Below are 17,623 nucleotides of genomic sequence, written 5' to 3'. Positions count from 1 at the left end.
CAACGCAAGGAACAGTGGTGACAGACCAATCGCACAAGCCGAACGACGCGCAGGTGGGGGCGGCCGTCTCGGCCGCCGTCTCCGCCGCCTTCGCCGCCCAGGCGGAGGACGGCGCCTGGCCGGGGGAGATCCTCACGGGCGGGACCTCCTACGAGGCCGCCGACATCGTGATGCGCACCCTGCTCGGTGCCACGACCCCGCGGCACGTCGAGGAACTCGCCGCCTGGATGCTCGCGGACCAGAACGAGGACGGCGGCTGGTCCCTGTTCCGCGGCGGCCCCTCCGACCTGTCGAGCAGTGCCTTCACCCACATCGCCCTGCAACTGGCCGGGTTCCCGCTCGACCACGAGGCGCTGCGCCGGGCCGCGGCCTTCGTGCGGTCCGCGGGCGGCCTTGAGGCGATCGACATGGTGCCGGTGAAGTTCTGGCTCGCCTTCACGGGCATCGTGAGCTGGGACGAGATCCCCCGCGTGCCGCCGGAACTGGTGCTGCTGCCCTCCTGGGTCCCCGGCGCGCTCGGCGACTACGAGCCGATGGCCAGGGAGGTCGTCGTCGCCGTGGGCATCCTGACGACCGTCAGGCCGGTGCGCCGCCTCGACGTGGACGTCACCGTGCTGCGCAGCGGCGTCCCCCACCCGCCGTCCCGGGCCGAGTCCGTGCTGACCGGCACCCTGCGCGCGGTGCACGCGGCGACGCCGAGGACGCTGCGCGCCAAGGCCCTGCGGGCGGGCGAGGACTGGCTGATGGCCCGGCAGGAGTCGGACGGCAGCTGGGGCGGCAGCTGGACGGAGACCCTGGTCTGCGTGCTGGCGCTGTGGAGCCGCGGCTACGGCATCGGGCACCCCGTGCAGCGCCGCGCGCTCGCCGCCTGCGACGAGCTGAACGTCCGGGTGGACGGCACGCGGCGGGTGCAGACGTTCCGCACCGTCGTGATGGACTCCGCGCTCATGATGTCGGCCCTGGACGCCACCGGCCGCACCGACGTACGGGAGCCGCTGCGCCGCGCGGGCCGCTGGCTCATCGACCACAGGGCCGACACCTCCGTCAACACCAAGGGCGTACGGCCCCTGCGCGCCTGGGACTTCGAGGGCATTCCGACGATCAACGCCGACCCGGACGACACGGCCATGGCCATCACCGCCCTGCGGTCCGCCGGCGCCTCCGACGGCGGCGCGGACGACGAGGCGGTGGCCGCGACCTCGGAGGCCGCGCGCTGGCTGATCGCGTGCCAGTCCCCCTCGGGCGGCTGGGCCGGCTTCGGGGTGGACCGCTGGTCGCGTCTTGGCGAGAAGGCGCTCACCGGCATCGGATTCGTCGAGGGGGCCACCGCCTGCGTCACCGCCCACGCCGTCGAGGCCCTGCACGCCGAGGGCCTGGGCTGGCACCCCGGCTGCCGCCGCGCCGTGCGCTGGCTGCTCGACGCGCAGGACGCCGACGGTTCGTGGCCGTCGCGCTGGGGCGTCAGGCTGTACGGAACGAGCCACGTCGTCTCCGCGCTGCGCACGGCCGGCGCCCCGGCGGACCATCCGTCGATCGTGGCCGCCCGCCGCTGGCTGCTCGAACACCAGAACCCCGACGGCGGCTGGGGCGAGAACATCGCCCTCAGCCTCAGCGACCGCCGCCGCGCGACCGGCGAGAGCAGCGCCATCCACACCGCCTGGTGCCTGCGCGGCCTGCTGCGGGCCGGCGAGGTGGACGAGGAGGCCGCCGCGGCCGCGGCCGGGTACCTGATCTCCCACCAGAACGAGGCCGGCACCTGGACCGACCCCACGGAGTGGATGATCGTCATCCCGGACAGCGTGTACATCAGCACGCCGAGGATGACCCACGCGTTCGCCCTGTGGGCGCTCGCCGACTACCAGCGCCACCTCTCGGCGGTCGCGTCGGGCGCGGCGCACCCGGACCAGGGAAAGGCAGCGGAATGACCACCCCCTTGCGCGACACGACCGAGTACGACGAGTGGTCGGGGCAGTGGTGGGACCCGCGCGGTCCCTTCTCCACGCTCTCCTGGATCGCCAGGCAGCGGGCCTCCCTCATTCCCCGGGCGCCCGCGGGCACCGGCGGGACGCCTCTGCTCGTGGACGTCTGCTGCGGCGGCGGCCTGCTCCACCCGCACATCGCGGACAAGGGGTACCGGCACGTGGGCGTGGACGCGTCCGCGCTCAGCGCCGAGGTCGCCCGCAGCCACGGCGTGGACGAGGTGATCCACGCGGACGTCCACCGCGTGCCGCTGCCCGACGGGTGCGCGGACGTCGTGGTGGCCGGGCAGTGCCTGGAGCACGTGGACCGCCCCTGGGAGGTGATCGCCGAGTGCTGCCGCCTGCTCAAGCCGGGCGGACTCGTGATCGCGGACACCATCGCGGACACGCTGCTGGCGCGGCTGGCCATCATCACCCTGGCCGAGAACGTGCCGTTGAGCTGGATGGCGCCCAAGGGGTGCCACGACCACCGGATGTTCGTCAACCCGAGGCGGCTCGCGTTCGAGTTCGCCAGGAACGGGGTGCCCGTCCAGACCTACGGGCTCTTCCCCGACAAGCGCGACCTCCTGGCCTGGGCGCTGAACCGCACCGACCGGGTCAGGCTGCGCCGCATCGCCTCGACCGACGTCATCTACCAGGCCATCGGCCGCAAGCCGGCCGCCTGAGCCATCCCTCCGGGCCCGGCGGCACAGGCCGGGCCCGGCGGCGCGTCAGCTCCACGCCAGCACGACCCGGCCGAAGTTGCGGCCCTCGTCCAGGTAGCGATGCGCCTCGGCGGCGTCCTCGACGCCGAACGCCCGCCGTTCGTCCACCACCGGCCGCAGGCCGCCGGCCGCCGCCGCCCATGTCGCGTCCACGTCCGCGAGCCTGGCGGTCCGCACGCCGAGCACGCGCTGGCTGCGCAGGTAGAGCGCGCGCAGGTCGAGGCGCGCCGTGCCCGCCCCGAGCGCGCCCGAGCACACCAGGGCACCGCCGGGTGCCAGCACGGCGGGCAGGGCGGCGGCCAGTTCCCGGGTGGCCAGGTTGTCGACGACCGCGGCCACGCCCCTGCCGTCCGTCAGCGACCCGACCGCGGCGGCGAAGTCATCGGCGCCGGGGTCGAGCGCGGCCTGAGCGCCCAGCGCCCGCAGCGCCTCCCGCTGCCACGGCTGCCGGGCACAGGCGAGCACCCGCAGCCCGCGGTGGAGCGCCACCGCGCACAGCGCCGTGCCGAGGCCGCCGGCGGCCCCGTTGACCAGGACCCAGTCGCCCGGCTCCACCCCGGCGACCTCCAACTGCCGGTGCGCCACCGGCCCGTTGAGTGCCAGGGCGCAGGCCGCGCCGTCGGACATGTCCTCGGGCACGGGCCGCACGTTGGCCGCGGGCACGCGGCAGTACCCGGCGTACGCGCCGGGCCGGTGCACGCCGATCAGCTCCATGCCGCCGCACAGTTCCGTCCTGCCCGCGGCACACGCGTCGCACCGCCCGCAGCAGACGACGGGGAAGGCGGCGACCCGTGTGCCGAGCGCGGGTCCGTCCACCCCGTCCCCGTGGGCGACCACCTCCCCGACGTGGTCGGCGCCGAGCACGTGCGGCAGCCGCACCTGCGGGGCGAACGGCGGCAGCCCGGCCCGCGTGGCGAGGTCGAGGGTCCGCCCGACGCTCACGGCCCGCACCGCGATCAGCACCTCCCCCCGGCCCGGTGCGGGAACGGGGTGCCGCTCGGTCAGTTCGAGTGCCGTCTCCGGGTCTCCGAAGCGGCGCAGCACCATGGAGCGGGTGACAGAGGGTACGCGCACGGCGGTCGAGATCATGTCCTTCACCCGGTCATCCTGTCGCCGCCCGGCCGGCGTCCGCCAGGGCGTTCAACGGCCCCGCGGCGGCCGGGGAGTCCGGTGCCCGACCGGGGCCGCCGGCGCGGGTGCGCCGGCCGGACGGAAGCGTTCAACTGCTGCCGCCTGGGAGCAGGTCGGCACGTGGGCTCCCCGCGTCCGCGGGACCGCCGCCCGCGCCCGGGCCGACGCGGGAGCGGGCGCGGGGTCAGCCGGCGGTGTCGGCGGCGCGGGCGGCGGCCATGATCCCCCGGACCCCTTCCGGGCTGGTGAGCCGGCGCGCGTACTCGCTCCTGCTCAGCGTCGCGCCCATGAGGACGCGGGAGTTGCGGTGCGTCATCGGGCCGTCGACCGTGGTGCCGGCGCTGAAGTGGATCTCCCGCGCGCCGGTGAGACGCAGCACGCGGGCCACGTTGCGTTCCGTCACGCCGCCGCCCGGCATCACGGTGAGGCGGTTCCCCGCCGCCCGGACCAGCCGGGCGAGCAGCGGCGCGCCTTCCAGGGCCGAGACCTCCTGGCCCGAGGTGAGGACGCGCTTGACGCCGAGGTCGACCAGCCGCTCCAGGGCGTCGAAGGGGCCCCGGGCCATGTCGAACGCCCGGTGGAAGGTCACCGGGCGGCCGGCGGTCGCGGCCAGCAGCCTGCGGCACACCGCCATGTCGACGCCCGCGTCGGCCGTCAGCGCGCCCAGGACGATCCCGTGGGCGCCGAGGGCGAGCGCCGTCTCGATGTCCCGTTCCATGGCGCGCACTTCGTGGGCGTCGTAGACGAAGTCACCGCCGCGCGGGCGGATCAGCACGAACACCTCGATCTCCCGCGCCGCCTCCAGCACCGTCTCCACCAGGCCCGCGCTCGGCGTGAGGCCGCCCTCGGACAGCGCGCCGCACAGCTCCACGCGGTCGGCGCCGGCGTCCTGGGCGGTCAGCGCGCCGCGCGCGGAGTCGACGCAGACCTCGAAGCGCGGGCTCATCGGCGTTCCGCCGGGGCGCGGGTGAGGCGAGGGGCGGGTGCGGGTGCGTGGCTCATCGTGCGACCGGGGCTTCCTGCGCGGGTTCGGTGCGGGGACCGTGGACCAGGGTAAGGGCCGCGTCGCGGCGCGCGGCGGGCGGGCGAGGGCCGCGGGCGGTCATCCGGCCGTCGGCTGCCGTTCCCCTCATTGGTCTGTACATGGCTACCGTCCGCGTCGTACCGTCCGGTCGAACGCGTCCCCCGCCCCCACCGACGAACGGACCCCTCATGCCCCTGCGCACCCGGCGACGGCGCCACGCGGCCATGACCGGCCTGCTCGCCCTCGCCACCGCCGCCGCCCTCGCCACCGCGCCGCCCGCCGCGGCGGCGGACACCTGGACCGAGGTCGGCTCCGACCGCGCCCGGCCGCTGACCGAAAGTCAGGGCCTGACCTCGGTCGAGGTGCCGGCCGACAGCCCCAACCGCTATACCGGCATCGGCACCATTCCCGCCGATGTCTCCCTGCGCGGCTGGAACCACGTCGGCGACCCCGACGCCTCCTACGACGGCCACTACATCGAGCCGTACCAGCGGGACTCGGGCGGTGCCAAGATGTTCCGCGTGCAGGCGCCCGACGGGAGCTGGGCGGAGTACGTGCACGCCCTCGGCCCCGGCGAGGCGCTCAACAACTCCTGGGTCGCCGTCTCGCCCGACGGCCAGTGGATGCTCGCGGGCGAGTACGGCACGATGAGCCGGTTCCTGGTCTTCCCGACCCCGGGCGCCAACCCGGCCACCTCGCCCTCGGCCGACCTCCCGCACGTGGCCACCGTCCACCTCGACCGGCCCGTGCGCGACGTCCAGGGCTGCGACTTCTCGGGTCCGACGACGCTGCTGTGCTCGTCCGACGACCCGGCGGGCACCCTGTTCGGCATGACCAAGCCGCTGCTCCAGGTCGACCTCTCCGCCGCGCCCAGCGGAACGGCCGACGTCTCGGGGCAGGTCACCGCGCTGCGGCAGCTCCCGCTTCGCAGCGGCTGCTCCGGCGCGTTCGAGGCGCAGGGCGTCGACTACGACCGGCGCAGCGGCACGCTGCGCGTCATCGTCATGTCACCGGGCTTCTGCGTGCTGACCGACAGCATGACGTACCGCTTCACGCGCGGCTGACGTACCGCGCCGCGCGCCCGGCCCGCGACGGCGGGCGGGGCGCGCGGCGCCGTGCCGGTGGCGGGCGGCGGCCGGTCACGGGGCCGGGGGTGGTCGCAGGGTGGCGGGCTCCGTGGTGGGCAGCACGAGGCGCACGCCGTTGCCCTCAAGCGTGCGGTGCACCGGGGGCGGGGGCTCGACATCCGTCACGACGGCGTCCAGCCGGTCCCAGCCGCACAGCAGTACGGGAGCGGTGGTCGTGAACTTCCGCCGCCCGATGAGCAGGACGACCCGTTCGGCTATGTCCATCAGGGTTTCCTTCACCTGCCGTTCGACGTCGGCGGCGGCGTAGATCCCGCGCTCGTCCACGCCCGCCGCCCCCAGGTAGAAGGTGCGGACCTTCAGGCGCTTGGCGGTGTCCACGGTCAACGAGCCGACGAGCGCGCGGCTGGGGGCGAACAGGTCGCCGCCGAGCGCGATGCCCCGTGCGCTCGGCCGGTCCATGAGCAGGTCGATCACCGGCACGGAGTGGGTGACCACGGTGCCGTGGAACGAGTCGGGCAGCGCGGCGGCCAGCTGGTACGCGGTGGTGCCCGCGTCCACGGCGATCACGTCGTCGTCGCGCACGCAGGTGGCGGCGACCCGGCCGACGGTGCGCTTCTCCTCGACGTCCGCGGCGGAGCGGCTGCTGTAGGCGGGCGCGGAGCGGTCGCGGGGACCGGCGGGCAGCACCACGCCGCCCCGCACGGCGAGCACCTCCGCGTCGGCGGCGAGCCGGCGGATGTCGCGGCGGGCGGTCATCTCGGAGACGCCGAGCCGGGCCGCGACCTCCGCGATGGACAGGAAACCCGTCTCGCGCAACGCGTCGAGGATCTCGTCGCGGCGAGCGGGGGCCGCCCGGTACTTCAGCGGATCTTGCGGCACGGCTACCTCGTCGCGGATCGGGGGCGGGCGGAGGCGAGGCCGCCGCCGGGCGCGGTTTGAAACGAATCTAACAAACTTTTCCGCCCGGGCGCAGCCGTGCGACCGGCCGTCCCCAGCGTCGCGCCCTCGGCCATGTTGTTCGCTACTTGACAGATTATTGTTGATCGAGTCAATGTGTTGTTGCTTCTAGAACATTTCTCTGTCGTATCGGAACAGTGAGGTACCGAATGTCCGGGACTGAGGCCGCCGTGGTGTGTGTCGGGGTCGTGACCCTCGACGCACTCGCGCTCGTCGATCGGCATCCGGACGCGGACGAGCGCGTCCTCGCGGAACGGGTGGCCATCACCGGCGGCGGCCCGGCGGCCACCGCGGCCGTGGTCATGGCCCGGCAGGGCGTGCGAGTCTCCTTCGTGGGCCGCGTGGGAACGGACGCCGAGGGCGAACAGGCCGTGGAGCTGCTGGCCCGCGAGGGCGTCGACGTGAGCCGCGTGCTGCGCGACCCGGCGACCGCCACCCAGTCGTCCGTGGTCCTGGCCGCGTCCGGCACCGGCACCCGCTGCATCGCCACCCGCGCCGTTCCGCCGCTGCCCGCGCTCGACGGCCCGGCCGCCGACCTGGTCGCGGGCGCGGACTGGGTGCACACCGACCACCTCGGTTTCGCGCCCGTCGCCGACCTGCTGGAGCGGTCGGCACGGCCGGGGGCGCGCCGCCCGGCGCTTGCCGTCGACGCGGGCAACGACGTGCCCGGCCTCGACGGCCGACTCGGCCTGGTCGACCTGTACGTGCCGACGGCCGCCTCGCTGACCGCCCGCTACGGCGCCACGCGCACCACCTCCGACGCGCTCGCCGACTGCGCCGCCCGCGCGCTCGCGGAAGGCGCCGGGGCGGTCGTCGCCACCAGCGGCGGCGAAGGCAGCGCCGCCTGGTGGCCGGGCGGCGGGCACGCCGCCGCCCCCGCCGCCCGGGGAGTGGAGATCGTCTCCACCCTCGGGGCGGGAGACGTCTTCCACGGCGCGCTGCTCGCCGCCGTCTGCCGCGGCCTGGAGTGGCCCGAGGCGCTGCGGCACGCCAACGCCGCCGCCGCCCTGTCCTGCCGCGCTCTCGACGGGCGCGGCGCCGTGCCGGACCTGGCCGAGCTGACCGCCTTCCTGGCCGCCGCCCCGGCCGCCTGACCCCCACCCTCGAAGGAGTAGGACACCGATGACCGCAACGACCGACAGGGCCGCAGTGCTGGCCGACATCGCCCGCCCGTCCGGGGGCTTCGCGATGCTCGCGGTGGACCAGCGCGAGGCGATGCGCCTGATGTTCGCCGCGGCCGGCACGGCGCCCGTGCCCGACCAGGTCCTCACCGACTTCAAGGTGAAGGCCACCGAGGTGCTCTCGCCCCACGCCTCGGGCGTGCTGGTGGACCGGCAGTTCGCCTACGACGCGGTCCTCGACGCCAAGGCCGTGCACCCGGACTGCGGCCTGATCGTGGCCGCCGACGCCTTCCTGCCGGGCAACGGCGTCCCCGTCGACGCCGTGGCGATCGACGAGGACGTGGACCCGGCCGCCGTCCGCGCGCGCGGCGGCGCCGCGCTCAAACTCCTCGTGCTCTGGCGGCAGGACGAGGACCCCGAGGAGCGCCGCGCGATGGTCGCGGACTTCACCGCGCGCTGCCGCGCCGCCGGCCTGGTCAGCATCATCGAACCGGTGGTGCGCCCGCCGCGGCGCGGCTGGGAGTTCGACCGCGAGGCGGCGATCGTGGCCGCCGCAAGGGAACTGGGCGACAGCGGCGCCGACCTGTACAAGGGCGAGATGCCGCACGGCGGCGACGCCGACGACGCCACCCTGCTGAGCGCCTGCCGGGCGATCGACGACGCGGTGTCGATGCCCTGGGTGATCCTCTCCTCGGGGGTCGAGGCCGATCTCTTCGGCAACGCCGTGCGCATCGCCTGCCGCGCCGGGGCGTCCGGATTCCTCGCCGGGCGGGCCGTGTGGAAGTCCGTGATCGGCGCGCGGAACACCGAAGCGGTGCTGCGCGACGTGTCCGTGCCCCGCCTGCGCCGCCTCGCCGACATCGTCGACGAGGCGGTCGCCGCCCGCTGACCCCGCCCGCCGGGGCGGCCGGGACGCGCCCCCCGACCCGCGCTCCCGGCCGCCCCGGCGCCCCGCCCCCTTCCGGAGGTACCCGCACGATGACCACCACCGTTTCCCGCATCCTCTTCACCGCCCCGGGCGAGGTCGCGACCGAGACGACCGAAGAACCGGACGCGCCGCTGCCGGCCGGCCACGTGCGGATCGCGCCGCAGTACCTCGGCATCTGCGGCAGCGACCTGCACGTCCTGCACGGCGGGCACCCGTTCGCCAAGCCGCCGCTCGTGCCGGGCCACGAGCTGTCCGCGGTCGTCGTCGAGACCGCCCCCGACGTCACCGGCGTCGCGGTGGGCGACCGGGCCGTCATCGACCCGATCATGGCCTGCGGCGCGTGCCGCGCGTGCCGCGCCGGGCGGCCCAACCTGTGCGAACCCCCGCGGGTCGCCGGCTTCCGCGCCCCCGGCTTCGGCCGCACCTCCCACATCGTGCCCGCCGCCAACGCGCACGTCGCGCCCGCCTCGCTGCCGCTCGACCAGCTGGCGTTCGCGGAACCCGTGGCCTGCGCCGTGCACTGCCTGAGCCGCTTGCGGGACCCGGCCGACCGCGAGGACCTGCTCGTGATCGGCGCCGGGACCATCGGCCTCACGATCGTCCAGGCGCTGCGCGTCAGCGGCGCCGGGCGGCTGACGGTGCAGGAGCCCGACCCGGCCAAGCGGGACCTCGCGCGCCGGCTCGGCGCCGATGTCGCCGTGGCGCCCGGCGAACTGCCGGAGGGCGCCGCGTTCACCGCGGTCATCGACGTCGTGGCGGCGCAGGCCACACTGAACGAGGCCACCACCCGGGTCCTCCCCGGCGGCCCCGTCGTCGTCATGGGCGTGCCGAGCGGCCCCCGCGAGGTCCCGCTGCCGTCGATGCAGCGATTCGAACGCGACCTCCTCGGCTCCGGCATGTACGTCCCGGGCGACTTCGACACCGCGATCGCCTGGCTGGCCGACGGCAGGTTCCGCACGGACGGCCTGATCACCGACACGTTCTCCCTGCGGGAGGCCGCCGCCGCCTACCGGCGGGCCGCCGCACCCGACTCCATCAAGGTCCTCGTGCGGCTCGCCGAGTAACCTCCCGCCCTTACGCACGCACCGTGGAACGCACATGAGCACCTCACAACCGGCCGTCATCCGCCGCCCGCAGGATGTCGTCGACCTCGTCAACAGCCACCCCGCCAAGCGGGGCGGCACGGGCGTCGCGCTGATCGCCCTCGGCGGCGTGCTGATCGACGCCTACCAGGCCGCCATGGTCGGCTTCGGCAACTCCTACATCGCCGACGAGTACGACATCAGCACGGGCGCCGCCGCCGCGGTGAACGCCACCGTGCTCGTCGCCGCCCTCGTCGGCGGGCTGATGGCCCGGCCCCTGATCGAACGCCTCGGCCAGCGCCGCGCGTTCCTGCTGGGCATGGGGCTGTGCACCGTCGCCGCGGCGGCGGTGGCCTTCGCCCCGAGCATCTGGTTCGTCCTGCTGTGCCGGGTGGTGATGGGCATCGGGCTCGGCATCGACTTCCCCCTGGCCACCTCGGCGGTCGTCGAGCTGTCCGGCTCCAAGAGCTCCAAGTCCGGCCGCTCGGTGAACCTGTGGCAGATGGGCTGGTACATATCGACCACCGTCGTGTACCTCGTCCTCCTGCCCCTGCACCAGGCCACCTCCGTGGAGTCCGACCTGTGGCGGTACGGCATCTTCGTCGGCGCCGCCTTCGCCGCGCTCGTCATGGTGCTGCGCTACGTCTTCATCGGGGAGTCGGCCCTGTGGGCCGCGCGCCGGCAGCGGTACGACGAGGCCGTGCGCATCCTGCGCGAGCGCTACGGCGTGCACGCCGTGGTCGCCCACGACGCGGTCGGCGCCGCCCCCGGCTCGGAACGCCCCCGGGTGCGCGGCGCGTACCGGGTCATGTTCAACCGCACCTACCGGCGGCGCACCGTTCTGGGCTGCGTGGTCGCCACCATGCAGGCGTGGCAGTACAACGCGGTCGGCATCTACCTCCCGGTGACGCTGGGCGGTGTCCTCTCCGGAGGGCTCGCCGGCAGCCTGGGCGGCTCGGCCCTCGTCAACGCGGCCTTCGGCATCACCGGCGGCCTGCTCGGCTCGCTGTGGGTGCAGCGCCACGGCGCCCGCAAGCTCTCCATGGCCGGGTTCGCGGTCGTCGCGGCCTCGCTCCTGGTGCTCGGCGCGCTGGGGTCTGGCGCCCCCTGGGTGGCCCTGTTCCTGCTCGGGCTCATCATCTTCGGCCACTCGGCGGGACCCGGCGGGCTCGGCATGACCATCGCCACGCTGTCCTACCCGCCCAGCATCCGCCCGGCCGGGGTCGGCTTCGCCCGGGCCATCATGCGCACCGGTGCCATCGCGGGACTGGTGCTGTGGCCGATGCTGTGGGACGCGCTCGGCACGGACGCCTTCTTCTGGCTCGCCCTCGTCCCCGCCACCGGCCTCGTCACCTGCCTGGTCATCCGCTGGGAGCCCATCGGGCAGCCGGTGGACGACGAGGACGCCGACGTCCTGCGGCAGATCACCGTCACGCAACGCGCGGCCTGACGCGACGGGCGCGCGGACGCCCTCAGCTTCCCCTTCCCACCTTCTGTCCCGAGGAGATCCCCATGTCCAGGACCACCCGCAACGGACCGGTCATCGGCTTCGTGGGCGCGGGCGCGATGGGCGGTGCCGTGTGCCGCCGCCTCGCGTCCGGCGGCCACCGCGTACGCGTCTTCGACCTGTCGCACGCGGCCGTCGCCGCGTGCGTGGCCGCGGGCGCCGAGGCGGCGGCGGACGCCGCGGACGCGGTGCGGTCGGCCGACGTGGTGTTCACGTCGCTGCCCACGCCGGAACTCGTCGCGGGATTCTGGGGCGACAACCTGCCCCACCTCGCGCCGGGCGCCGTCGCCGTGGACCTGTCGACCGTCGACCCGGCCACCTCGCGCCGCGTGGCGGACCGCGTGACGGCGCACGGCGCCTCGTTCGTCGCCTGCACGCTGGGGCGCACCCCCCAGCACGCCGAGAACGGCGACATCCCGGCGTTCGTGGGCGGCGAGTCCGAGGCGGTCGAGCGGGTCCGCCCGCTGCTGGACCGCCTCGCCTCCAGCGTGCACCCGCTGGGCGACGTGGAGGCCGCGACCGCGTTCAAGCTGATCTCCAACCTCATCGGCATGACCAACCTCGCCGTCCTGGCCGAGGGGTACGTCCTGGCCCGCAGGGCCGGGATCGCGCCGGAGGCGTTCGCCGCCGCGCTGGAGGAGACGGGCGCCGAGTCGTTCCAGAGCCGGGTCCGGCTGCCGTGGATCATGGCGGACGACCTGGCGGCCCGGTTCTCCGTGGACCTGGCCGCGAAGGACGTCCGGCTCGCCGTCGAGGCCGCCGCCCGCTGGTCCGTGCCCACGCCCGTCGCGGCGGCCGGCCTGTCCGCCCTCGTCGCGGCCGGCGCGGCCGGCCACGGCCGCAGCGACGCCGCGGCCGTCGTGGAGACCTACGACCCGCGCCGCACCGCGCGCGGACCCGTCACCGACTGATACACCGCAGGCGGGGGGCGGTGCCCCGACGCACCGCCCCCCGCCCCACCTTCGCAACCGAGAGGTACCCCATGGGTCGAGGCAATGGCGCCCACCCCGCCCACGCGCCCGGTGACGGGCTGCGGAAGGTCGTGCTGGGCAGTTTCGCCGGGGCGCTGCTGGAGTGGTACGACTTCTTCATCTACGGCGTGGCATCCGCGCTCGTGTTCGGCGACCTCTTCTTCCCCGAGGCGGACCCCGCGGTCGGCACGATCGCGGCCTTCGCGACCTTCAGCATCGGATTCTTCGCCCGGCCGCTGGGCGGCGTCGTCTTCGGCCACCTGGGCGACCGGGCCGGCCGCCGGGCGGCGCTGATCTGGACGCTGCTGCTGGTCGGCGCCGCCACCTTCCTCATCGGCCTGCTGCCCACCTACGAGCAGGTCGGCATCCTCGCCCCCGTGCTGCTGGCGCTGCTGCGCCTGGTGCAGGGCTTCGGGCTCGGCGGCGAGTACGGCGGCGCGGCGCTGCTGACCATCGAGAGCGCGCCCGAGGAGCGCCGCGGCTTCTACGGGAGCCTGCCGCAGGCGGCGGCCTCGGCCGGGATCATGCTCGGCACCGGGGTGTTCAGCCTGTGCCACTGGCTGCTCGACGACGACCAGTTCGAGGCGTGGGGGTGGCGGATTCCCTTCCTCATCAGCGCGCTGATGCTCGCGGTCGGGATGTTCATCCGCCTGCACACCGAGGAGACCCCGGACTTCCGCGACACGCGGCCGGCGGCGCCCGCGGCCGAACGCCCGCCGCTGCTCGAACTGCTGGCCGGACACCGGCGGAACCTGCTGCTCGCCCTCGGCGCCCGCCTCGCCGAGACGGTCTCGTCCAACGTGGTGAACGCGTTCGCCGTCGCGTACGTCGGCACCCAGCTCGCCATGGACGACCGGGTGCCGCTGAACGGCATGCTGGTCGCCTCCGCGGTGGGCCTCCTGGTGTGTCCGCTGGCGGGCCGCCTGTCGGACCGCGTCGGGCAGCGCCGCGTCTACCTCTTCGGCGCGGCCTTCGCCGCCGCGTTCGCGTTCCCGTTCTTCCTGCTGCTCGACACCCGCAACGCGCTGGTGATCGGGTGCGCGCTCGTCCTCGGGTACAACCTGGGCCCCACCACGATGTTCGCGGTGCAACCCACCATGTTCGCCCGGATGTTCGGCACGCGTGTGCGGTACACCGGTCTTTCGGTCGCGTACCAGGTCTCGGCGATCCTGGGCGGCCTCACCCCGCTCATCGCCAGCGCCCTGCTCGCGGCCGGGGGCGGCGCCCCGTGGCTCGTGGCGGCGTTCACGGCGGTGATCGCGATCCTGTCCTGGGCGTGCGTGCGCCTGATCGGCTCCCCGGAGCGCTTCCCCCGCCCGGCCGCGGCCCAGGCGGGTCCCGGCACCCCGGGGCCGCCGGCGGACCGGGACCCCGCCCGCCCTGACACGGCCCGCCCGTCCTGACCCGGCCGCCCGGGCCGCCGGGTCAGGACGGGCGCGTGAAGCAGGTGCCCCGCTCGCCCGGGAACAGCTCGGGTGCCATGCCGATCGCGAAGTCCCGGACGAGGACGTCGACATCGAGGTAGGTCTTGGCGCGGCACTCCTCGAAGTTGGCGTCGACGCCGGCGACGAAGGCGCCCTCGGCGAAGGGCCGGAACCGGTCGAACCGCGGGTCGGCGTCCAGGGCGTCCAGGGTCGGCTCCATCGGGTCGTAGACGACGAAGAAGTCGGCGTCGGCCGCGGTGCCCACCGCCTCCTCGTAGTCGTAGGGGCGGCCGTTGGGCCCCTCGTTGCCGGGGGCGAAGACGTTGTCCGCGCCCAGGCGCGCGAGCAGGCGGCCCGCCAGCGTCCGCTCGCCGTGGGCGTGGACGAACTCGCAGCCGCGTTCCGGGCTGACGCACAGGTAGCCCGCGTCGCGATCGGCGACCGCGCCCGAGACGCTCGCGACGACCTCGTCGAACTCGGACCTGATCGCCTCGAACTCGGCGTTCGCCGCGCCTTCCGCGTTGTAGAACGCCCCGATCATCTTGATCCACTCGGCCGAGGCCAGGGCGCCGCCCTCCATCCGGTTGGAGACGCTCACCCCGGGCAGCCCCGCGGCCCGCGCGTTGCTGACGTCGTCGTACCCCGCGCCGAACCCGGACATGAGGATCACCTCGGTGCCCAGGCCGAGGACCGCCTCCCGGTCCAGATCGGTGTACTCGCCTATGGACATCGGCCCGCCCGCCTCCTCGACCACACCGGCGTACCAGGCGTCGCGCTCGGCGTTGCCCAGGAGCTGGCCGCTGAGCCCCGTCACGGTGTCGGCCTCGCCCAGCCGGTCCACCATGGCGAGCGCGTTGAACGAGGTGACCGACACGCTGGTGACCGGCACCTGGACGAACAGCGCGTCGGCCAGTTCCCCGGCCGCCTCGGGGCGCGGTGTCCCGCACTGGTACAGCACGTAGGTGAGGTCACCGCCCGCGGCGTCCTCCGTGTCGGCCAGCGTGATGGTCTTCCACGAGCCGTGGTAGGCGATGTCCCACAGCTCGGACTCCTCGACGGTGGCCTTGTCGGGGAAGTAGTCCCGGCCCTCCGCGTAGTCGGTGACGCAGCCCTCGGGCGCCGCCCGGTCCTCCGGCGCGCCGGGCCCGGTGCCCGCGCAGCCGGTGAGCGCGGCGGTCAGCGCCAGCAGGGCCGCGGCCGGCCGGTTCGTCTTCCTCACGTGGTGCTCTCCTGCGGGTCCGGCGGACGGCCGGGGAACGGCTCGTCCGGCAGCCGATGGGGTCCTGGCGGCGGCGGGGCGGCGGCCCGCGCGCGCAGGTGCGCGACCAGGGCGCCGAAGCCGGCGCCCCCGGCGCGCTCCGCGGCCGGCGCGCGGGCCGGACCGAGCCACCAGCGGCACGGCGCCCCCGCCTCGACCCGCAGCACGAGGCCGCGGCAGCCCTCCGGTTCCGGCACCCAGCCCGCCCGCCGCACGGCGTGCTCGGCCCACTGCCGCAGCCGCCCTTCCGCGGCCACGCGCACGCTGCCGCCCGGCACGCCGCCGTCCGCGACGACGATCGTGGCCGCCGCGTCGTCGAAGGCCATGTTGTCCCCGGCGAAGGCCCGGGCGATCTCGCCGCCGTAGGCCAGCTCCTCCGGCGCGCCGGCCGTCACCGTGCCGTCGGGACCGGCCAGCCAGACCTGGTCGGCGCGGCGCAGCGCGAAGCCCAGGTCGTGGGTGGACAGGATGATCGCCGCGCCGGTGCTCGCGGTGAGCCGGGTCAGCATCGCGGCGAACTCGATCCTGCGGGCGGCGTCGAGGAACGCCGTGGGCTCGTCGAGCACCAGCACCGCGGGCTCCTGGGCGAGGGCCCTGGCCACCATCACCCGCTGCCGCTCGCCGTCGGACAGGGCGCCGAGCGGGCGGTGGCGCAGCTCCTCGACCCCGGCCTCGGCGAGCGCCCGGCCGACGGCGGCGCGGTCGCCCGGGCCGCCGCGGCCGAGCCAGGAGCGGTGGGGCAGCCGGCCGAGCGCCACCACCGCGTCCACGCTCATCAGCCCCACGTCCACCGGTTCCGTCAGGGTGACCGCCAGCCGCCTGGCGCGCTGCCTGGGGGAGAGGGCCGCCATGTCCTGCCCGTCGAGGAGCACGCGCCCGGCCAGGGGCGGCTGGGCGCCGGCGAGCGTCCGCAGCAGGGTCGACTTGCCGGCCCCGTTGGGCCCGAGCAGCGTGATCAACTCCCCTGCGTGCGCGGTGAGATGGATGTCGCGCAGGACGGCGGTCCCGGGCCGTCGCCGGCGCCGCCGGTAGCCCGCGCTCACGGCGACGGCCTGGAGTGCCGGCCGGGGTTCCGCGCTCATCGGCCCTCCCGCCTGGCCCGGCCGGACAGGAGCACCCACAGGATGACGGGCGCTCCGACGAACGCGGTCACCGAGTTGAGCGGCATGGCCGTGCCGGCGAGCCCGTTGCCGCCCGCGATGTACTCGGCGACGAGCACGATGACCGCCCCGATGAGGGCGCTCGCGGGCAGGACCAGCCGGTGGTCGGCGGTGCGCAGCAGGCCGCGGGCCAGGTGGGGCGCGGCGAGGCCGACGAACCCGATGGCGCCGCAGTAGGCGGTGGTGACGCCCGCGAGCACCGCGACGGCGGTGAGGGACAGGAAGTGCACCCGCCGCACGTCGATGCCCAGGCTGCCGGCGTACCGCTCGCCGAGCAGGAGGGCGTTCAGCGGCTGGGCGAGGAACAGCGAGAGCACGAGAACGGCCCCGCAGGCCGCGGCGACGACGCGCAGCTCGTCCCACGTCACGTTGCGCACCGAGCCGCGGGTGAAGGTGGTCAGCGCCTGCAACCGGTCGGGGTCGGTGTAGTAGACGAGCATGTCGACGGCCGCCCCGGCCAGGTAGCCGAGCATGACGCCGACGACGAGGACGACCACGGGGTCGCCGACCCGCCGGGCGACGCCGAGCGCGACGACGAGGACCGCCGCGGCCCCCGCGACGGCCGCGCCGGTCACCCCGAGCTGGCTCAGCACGTCGAGACCGGCCAGCCACCCCACCCCGCCGGTGCCCAGGATGACGACGGCGGCGCCCAGGACCGCGCCCGAGCTGACGCCGAGGACGAACGGGTCGGCCAGCGGGTTGCGGAACAGCGTCTGCATCTGGGCGCCGCCGACCGCGAGGGCGGCCCCGGCGAGCAGCCCCGCGACGACCTTGGGCAGCCTGGCGTCCAGGACGATGGTGCGGCTGACCTCCGACTCGGCCTCCCGGCCGGTGAGGACGCGGATCACCTCGGGGACCGGGATGGGAATCGTGCCCTGCGAGATCAGCAGCACGACGATGCCGAGCAGCAGCAGGACGAGGAGCAGGAAGAGCCCCGCCACCCACCCGGCGCCCCGGCGGGGCCCGGCCCCGCCCGGCGGCGCCGGGCTCTCACGCCCGGACCGCTCCTCGACCCGCGTGCCGCTGTCGGACACCGTGCACCGTGTTCCCTTCCCTCCGCGCGGCCCCCAACCGGCCGCATGGCGGAGTCGTTCCATGGGTCGTGCGGATCGGATGCCCGGTTCCCGGGCCCGCGCCGGGAACCGGGAGGGCCGGTCGGCCGACCTGTTGAGTGTGCCGTCTCCAGGCGGCGCGCGGTGCCCGTCGGGGTCCCGTTCGGCACCGGCGGCCGGGAGGCCGGGGCGGGCGCTCCGCGGCCTCCGCGCGCCGGTGCGAGATGTCACGCACCA

At 75.3% G+C, this 17,623-nt stretch carries 15 protein-coding genes; 9 read left to right on the top strand and 6 right to left on the bottom strand.

What is annotated here, in order from left to right:
- The first annotated feature begins 17 nt into the window (after nt 1-17).
- Complete coding sequence (locus LC193_RS00565; protein ID WP_226070192.1) at nt 18-1,925, top strand: prenyltransferase/squalene oxidase repeat-containing protein; 1,908 nt, start codon at nt 18-20, stop codon at nt 1,923-1,925.
- A complete protein-coding gene (locus LC193_RS00560) occupies nt 1,922-2,644 on the top strand; it encodes a methyltransferase domain-containing protein (protein WP_226070191.1) in 723 nt (240 codons plus the stop codon). The genes LC193_RS00565 and LC193_RS00560 overlap by 4 nt, the downstream gene beginning before the upstream one ends.
- A gap of 45 nt (nt 2,645-2,689) precedes the next feature.
- On the opposite strand, the gene LC193_RS00555 is transcribed toward LC193_RS00560, so the two are convergent.
- Together LC193_RS00555 and LC193_RS00550 are read right to left on the bottom strand one after the other, a co-directional pair.
- Complete coding sequence (locus LC193_RS00555; protein WP_226078423.1) at nt 2,690-3,772, bottom strand: alcohol dehydrogenase catalytic domain-containing protein; 1,083 nt, start codon at nt 3,770-3,772, stop codon at nt 2,690-2,692.
- A 226-nt stretch (nt 3,773-3,998) separates the two neighbouring features.
- Nucleotides 3,999-4,760 carry a copper homeostasis protein CutC gene (locus tag LC193_RS00550; protein ID WP_226070189.1) on the bottom strand — a complete coding sequence of 254 codons (762 nt, stop codon included), beginning with the start codon at nt 4,758-4,760 and terminating at the stop codon, nt 3,999-4,001.
- Between the two features lie 266 nt (nt 4,761-5,026).
- Between LC193_RS00550 and LC193_RS00545 the strand changes: the two genes are divergently transcribed.
- Complete coding sequence (locus tag LC193_RS00545; RefSeq protein ID WP_226070187.1) at nt 5,027-5,902, top strand: hypothetical protein; 876 nt, start codon at nt 5,027-5,029, stop codon at nt 5,900-5,902.
- A 75-nt stretch (nt 5,903-5,977) separates the two neighbouring features.
- On the opposite strand, the gene LC193_RS00540 is transcribed toward LC193_RS00545, so the two are convergent.
- Nucleotides 5,978-6,805, bottom strand: coding sequence for a DeoR/GlpR family DNA-binding transcription regulator (locus LC193_RS00540; protein ID WP_226070185.1), 828 nt, complete (start codon nt 6,803-6,805; stop codon nt 5,978-5,980).
- A 227-nt stretch (nt 6,806-7,032) separates the two neighbouring features.
- On the opposite strand from LC193_RS00540, the gene LC193_RS00535 reads away from it, so the two are divergent.
- From LC193_RS00535 to LC193_RS00510, 6 genes are all read left to right on the top strand, one after another.
- Complete coding sequence (locus LC193_RS00535) at nt 7,033-7,977, top strand: PfkB family carbohydrate kinase (protein WP_226070183.1); 945 nt, start codon at nt 7,033-7,035, stop codon at nt 7,975-7,977.
- A 28-nt stretch (nt 7,978-8,005) separates the two neighbouring features.
- Nucleotides 8,006-8,893, top strand: coding sequence for a hypothetical protein (locus LC193_RS00530; protein WP_226070181.1), 888 nt, complete (start codon nt 8,006-8,008; stop codon nt 8,891-8,893).
- A gap of 89 nt (nt 8,894-8,982) precedes the next feature.
- Nucleotides 8,983-9,996 (top strand): zinc-dependent alcohol dehydrogenase, encoded by a 1,014-nt coding sequence (locus LC193_RS00525; RefSeq protein WP_226070172.1) that lies wholly within the window; start codon nt 8,983-8,985, stop codon nt 9,994-9,996.
- A 34-nt stretch (nt 9,997-10,030) separates the two neighbouring features.
- Nucleotides 10,031-11,464, top strand: a complete 1,434-nt coding sequence (locus LC193_RS00520; RefSeq protein WP_226070170.1) for an MFS transporter — start codon at nt 10,031-10,033, stop codon at nt 11,462-11,464.
- A 62-nt stretch (nt 11,465-11,526) separates the two neighbouring features.
- A complete protein-coding gene (locus LC193_RS00515) occupies nt 11,527-12,432 on the top strand; it encodes an NAD(P)-dependent oxidoreductase (RefSeq protein ID WP_226070169.1) in 906 nt (301 codons plus the stop codon).
- A gap of 71 nt (nt 12,433-12,503) precedes the next feature.
- Nucleotides 12,504-13,895: an MFS transporter gene (locus LC193_RS00510; RefSeq protein WP_264086251.1), complete on the top strand. Its 1,392-nt coding sequence runs from the start codon at nt 12,504-12,506 to the stop codon at nt 13,893-13,895.
- Between the two features lie 22 nt (nt 13,896-13,917).
- Here LC193_RS00510 and LC193_RS28885 read toward each other — a convergent pair whose 3' ends face one another.
- The 3 genes from LC193_RS28885 to LC193_RS00495 are packed head-to-tail and all read right to left on the bottom strand — an operon-like array spanning nt 13,918 to nt 17,368.
- Nucleotides 13,918-15,135: an ABC transporter substrate-binding protein gene (locus LC193_RS28885; protein ID WP_264086250.1), complete on the bottom strand. Its 1,218-nt coding sequence runs from the start codon at nt 15,133-15,135 to the stop codon at nt 13,918-13,920.
- Complete coding sequence (locus LC193_RS00500; protein ID WP_226070167.1) at nt 15,132-16,256, bottom strand: ABC transporter ATP-binding protein; 1,125 nt, start codon at nt 16,254-16,256, stop codon at nt 15,132-15,134. Before LC193_RS00500 ends, LC193_RS28885 begins: the two co-directional genes overlap by 4 nt.
- Nucleotides 16,253-17,368 (bottom strand): FecCD family ABC transporter permease, encoded by a 1,116-nt coding sequence (locus LC193_RS00495; protein WP_226070165.1) that lies wholly within the window; start codon nt 17,366-17,368, stop codon nt 16,253-16,255. The genes LC193_RS00500 and LC193_RS00495 overlap by 4 nt, the downstream gene beginning before the upstream one ends.
- Nucleotides 17,369-17,623: the final 255 nt, after the last annotated feature.

Origin of the sequence: Streptomyces marincola (assembly GCF_020410765.1) — a bacterium.
GTDB classification, from domain to species: domain Bacteria; phylum Actinomycetota; class Actinomycetes; order Streptomycetales; family Streptomycetaceae; genus Streptomyces; species Streptomyces marincola.
The sequence above is the reverse complement of the archived record's forward strand: the minus strand, read 5'-3'. Positions and strand labels throughout refer to the sequence as shown.

Excerpts from the sequence above, each read along its gene's own strand:
- LC193_RS00510 (WP_264086251.1), top strand. The coding sequence starts at position 12,504 with ATGGGTCGAGGCAATGGCGCCCACCCCGCCCACGCGCCCGGTGACGGG.
- LC193_RS00555 (WP_226078423.1), bottom strand. The coding sequence starts at position 3,772 with ATGATCTCGACCGCCGTGCGCGTACCCTCTGTCACCCGCTCCATGGTG.
- LC193_RS00500 (WP_226070167.1), bottom strand. The coding sequence starts at position 16,256 with ATGAGCGCGGAACCCCGGCCGGCACTCCAGGCCGTCGCCGTGAGCGCG.
- LC193_RS00530 (WP_226070181.1), top strand. The coding sequence starts at position 8,006 with ATGACCGCAACGACCGACAGGGCCGCAGTGCTGGCCGACATCGCCCGC.
- LC193_RS00545 (WP_226070187.1), top strand. The coding sequence starts at position 5,027 with ATGCCCCTGCGCACCCGGCGACGGCGCCACGCGGCCATGACCGGCCTG.
- LC193_RS00560 (WP_226070191.1), top strand. The coding sequence starts at position 1,922 with ATGACCACCCCCTTGCGCGACACGACCGAGTACGACGAGTGGTCGGGG.
- LC193_RS00520 (WP_226070170.1), top strand. The coding sequence starts at position 10,031 with ATGAGCACCTCACAACCGGCCGTCATCCGCCGCCCGCAGGATGTCGTC.
- LC193_RS00550 (WP_226070189.1), bottom strand. The coding sequence starts at position 4,760 with ATGAGCCCGCGCTTCGAGGTCTGCGTCGACTCCGCGCGCGGCGCGCTG.
- LC193_RS00525 (WP_226070172.1), top strand. The coding sequence starts at position 8,983 with ATGACCACCACCGTTTCCCGCATCCTCTTCACCGCCCCGGGCGAGGTC.
- LC193_RS00535 (WP_226070183.1), top strand. The coding sequence starts at position 7,033 with ATGTCCGGGACTGAGGCCGCCGTGGTGTGTGTCGGGGTCGTGACCCTC.
- LC193_RS00515 (WP_226070169.1), top strand. The coding sequence starts at position 11,527 with ATGTCCAGGACCACCCGCAACGGACCGGTCATCGGCTTCGTGGGCGCG.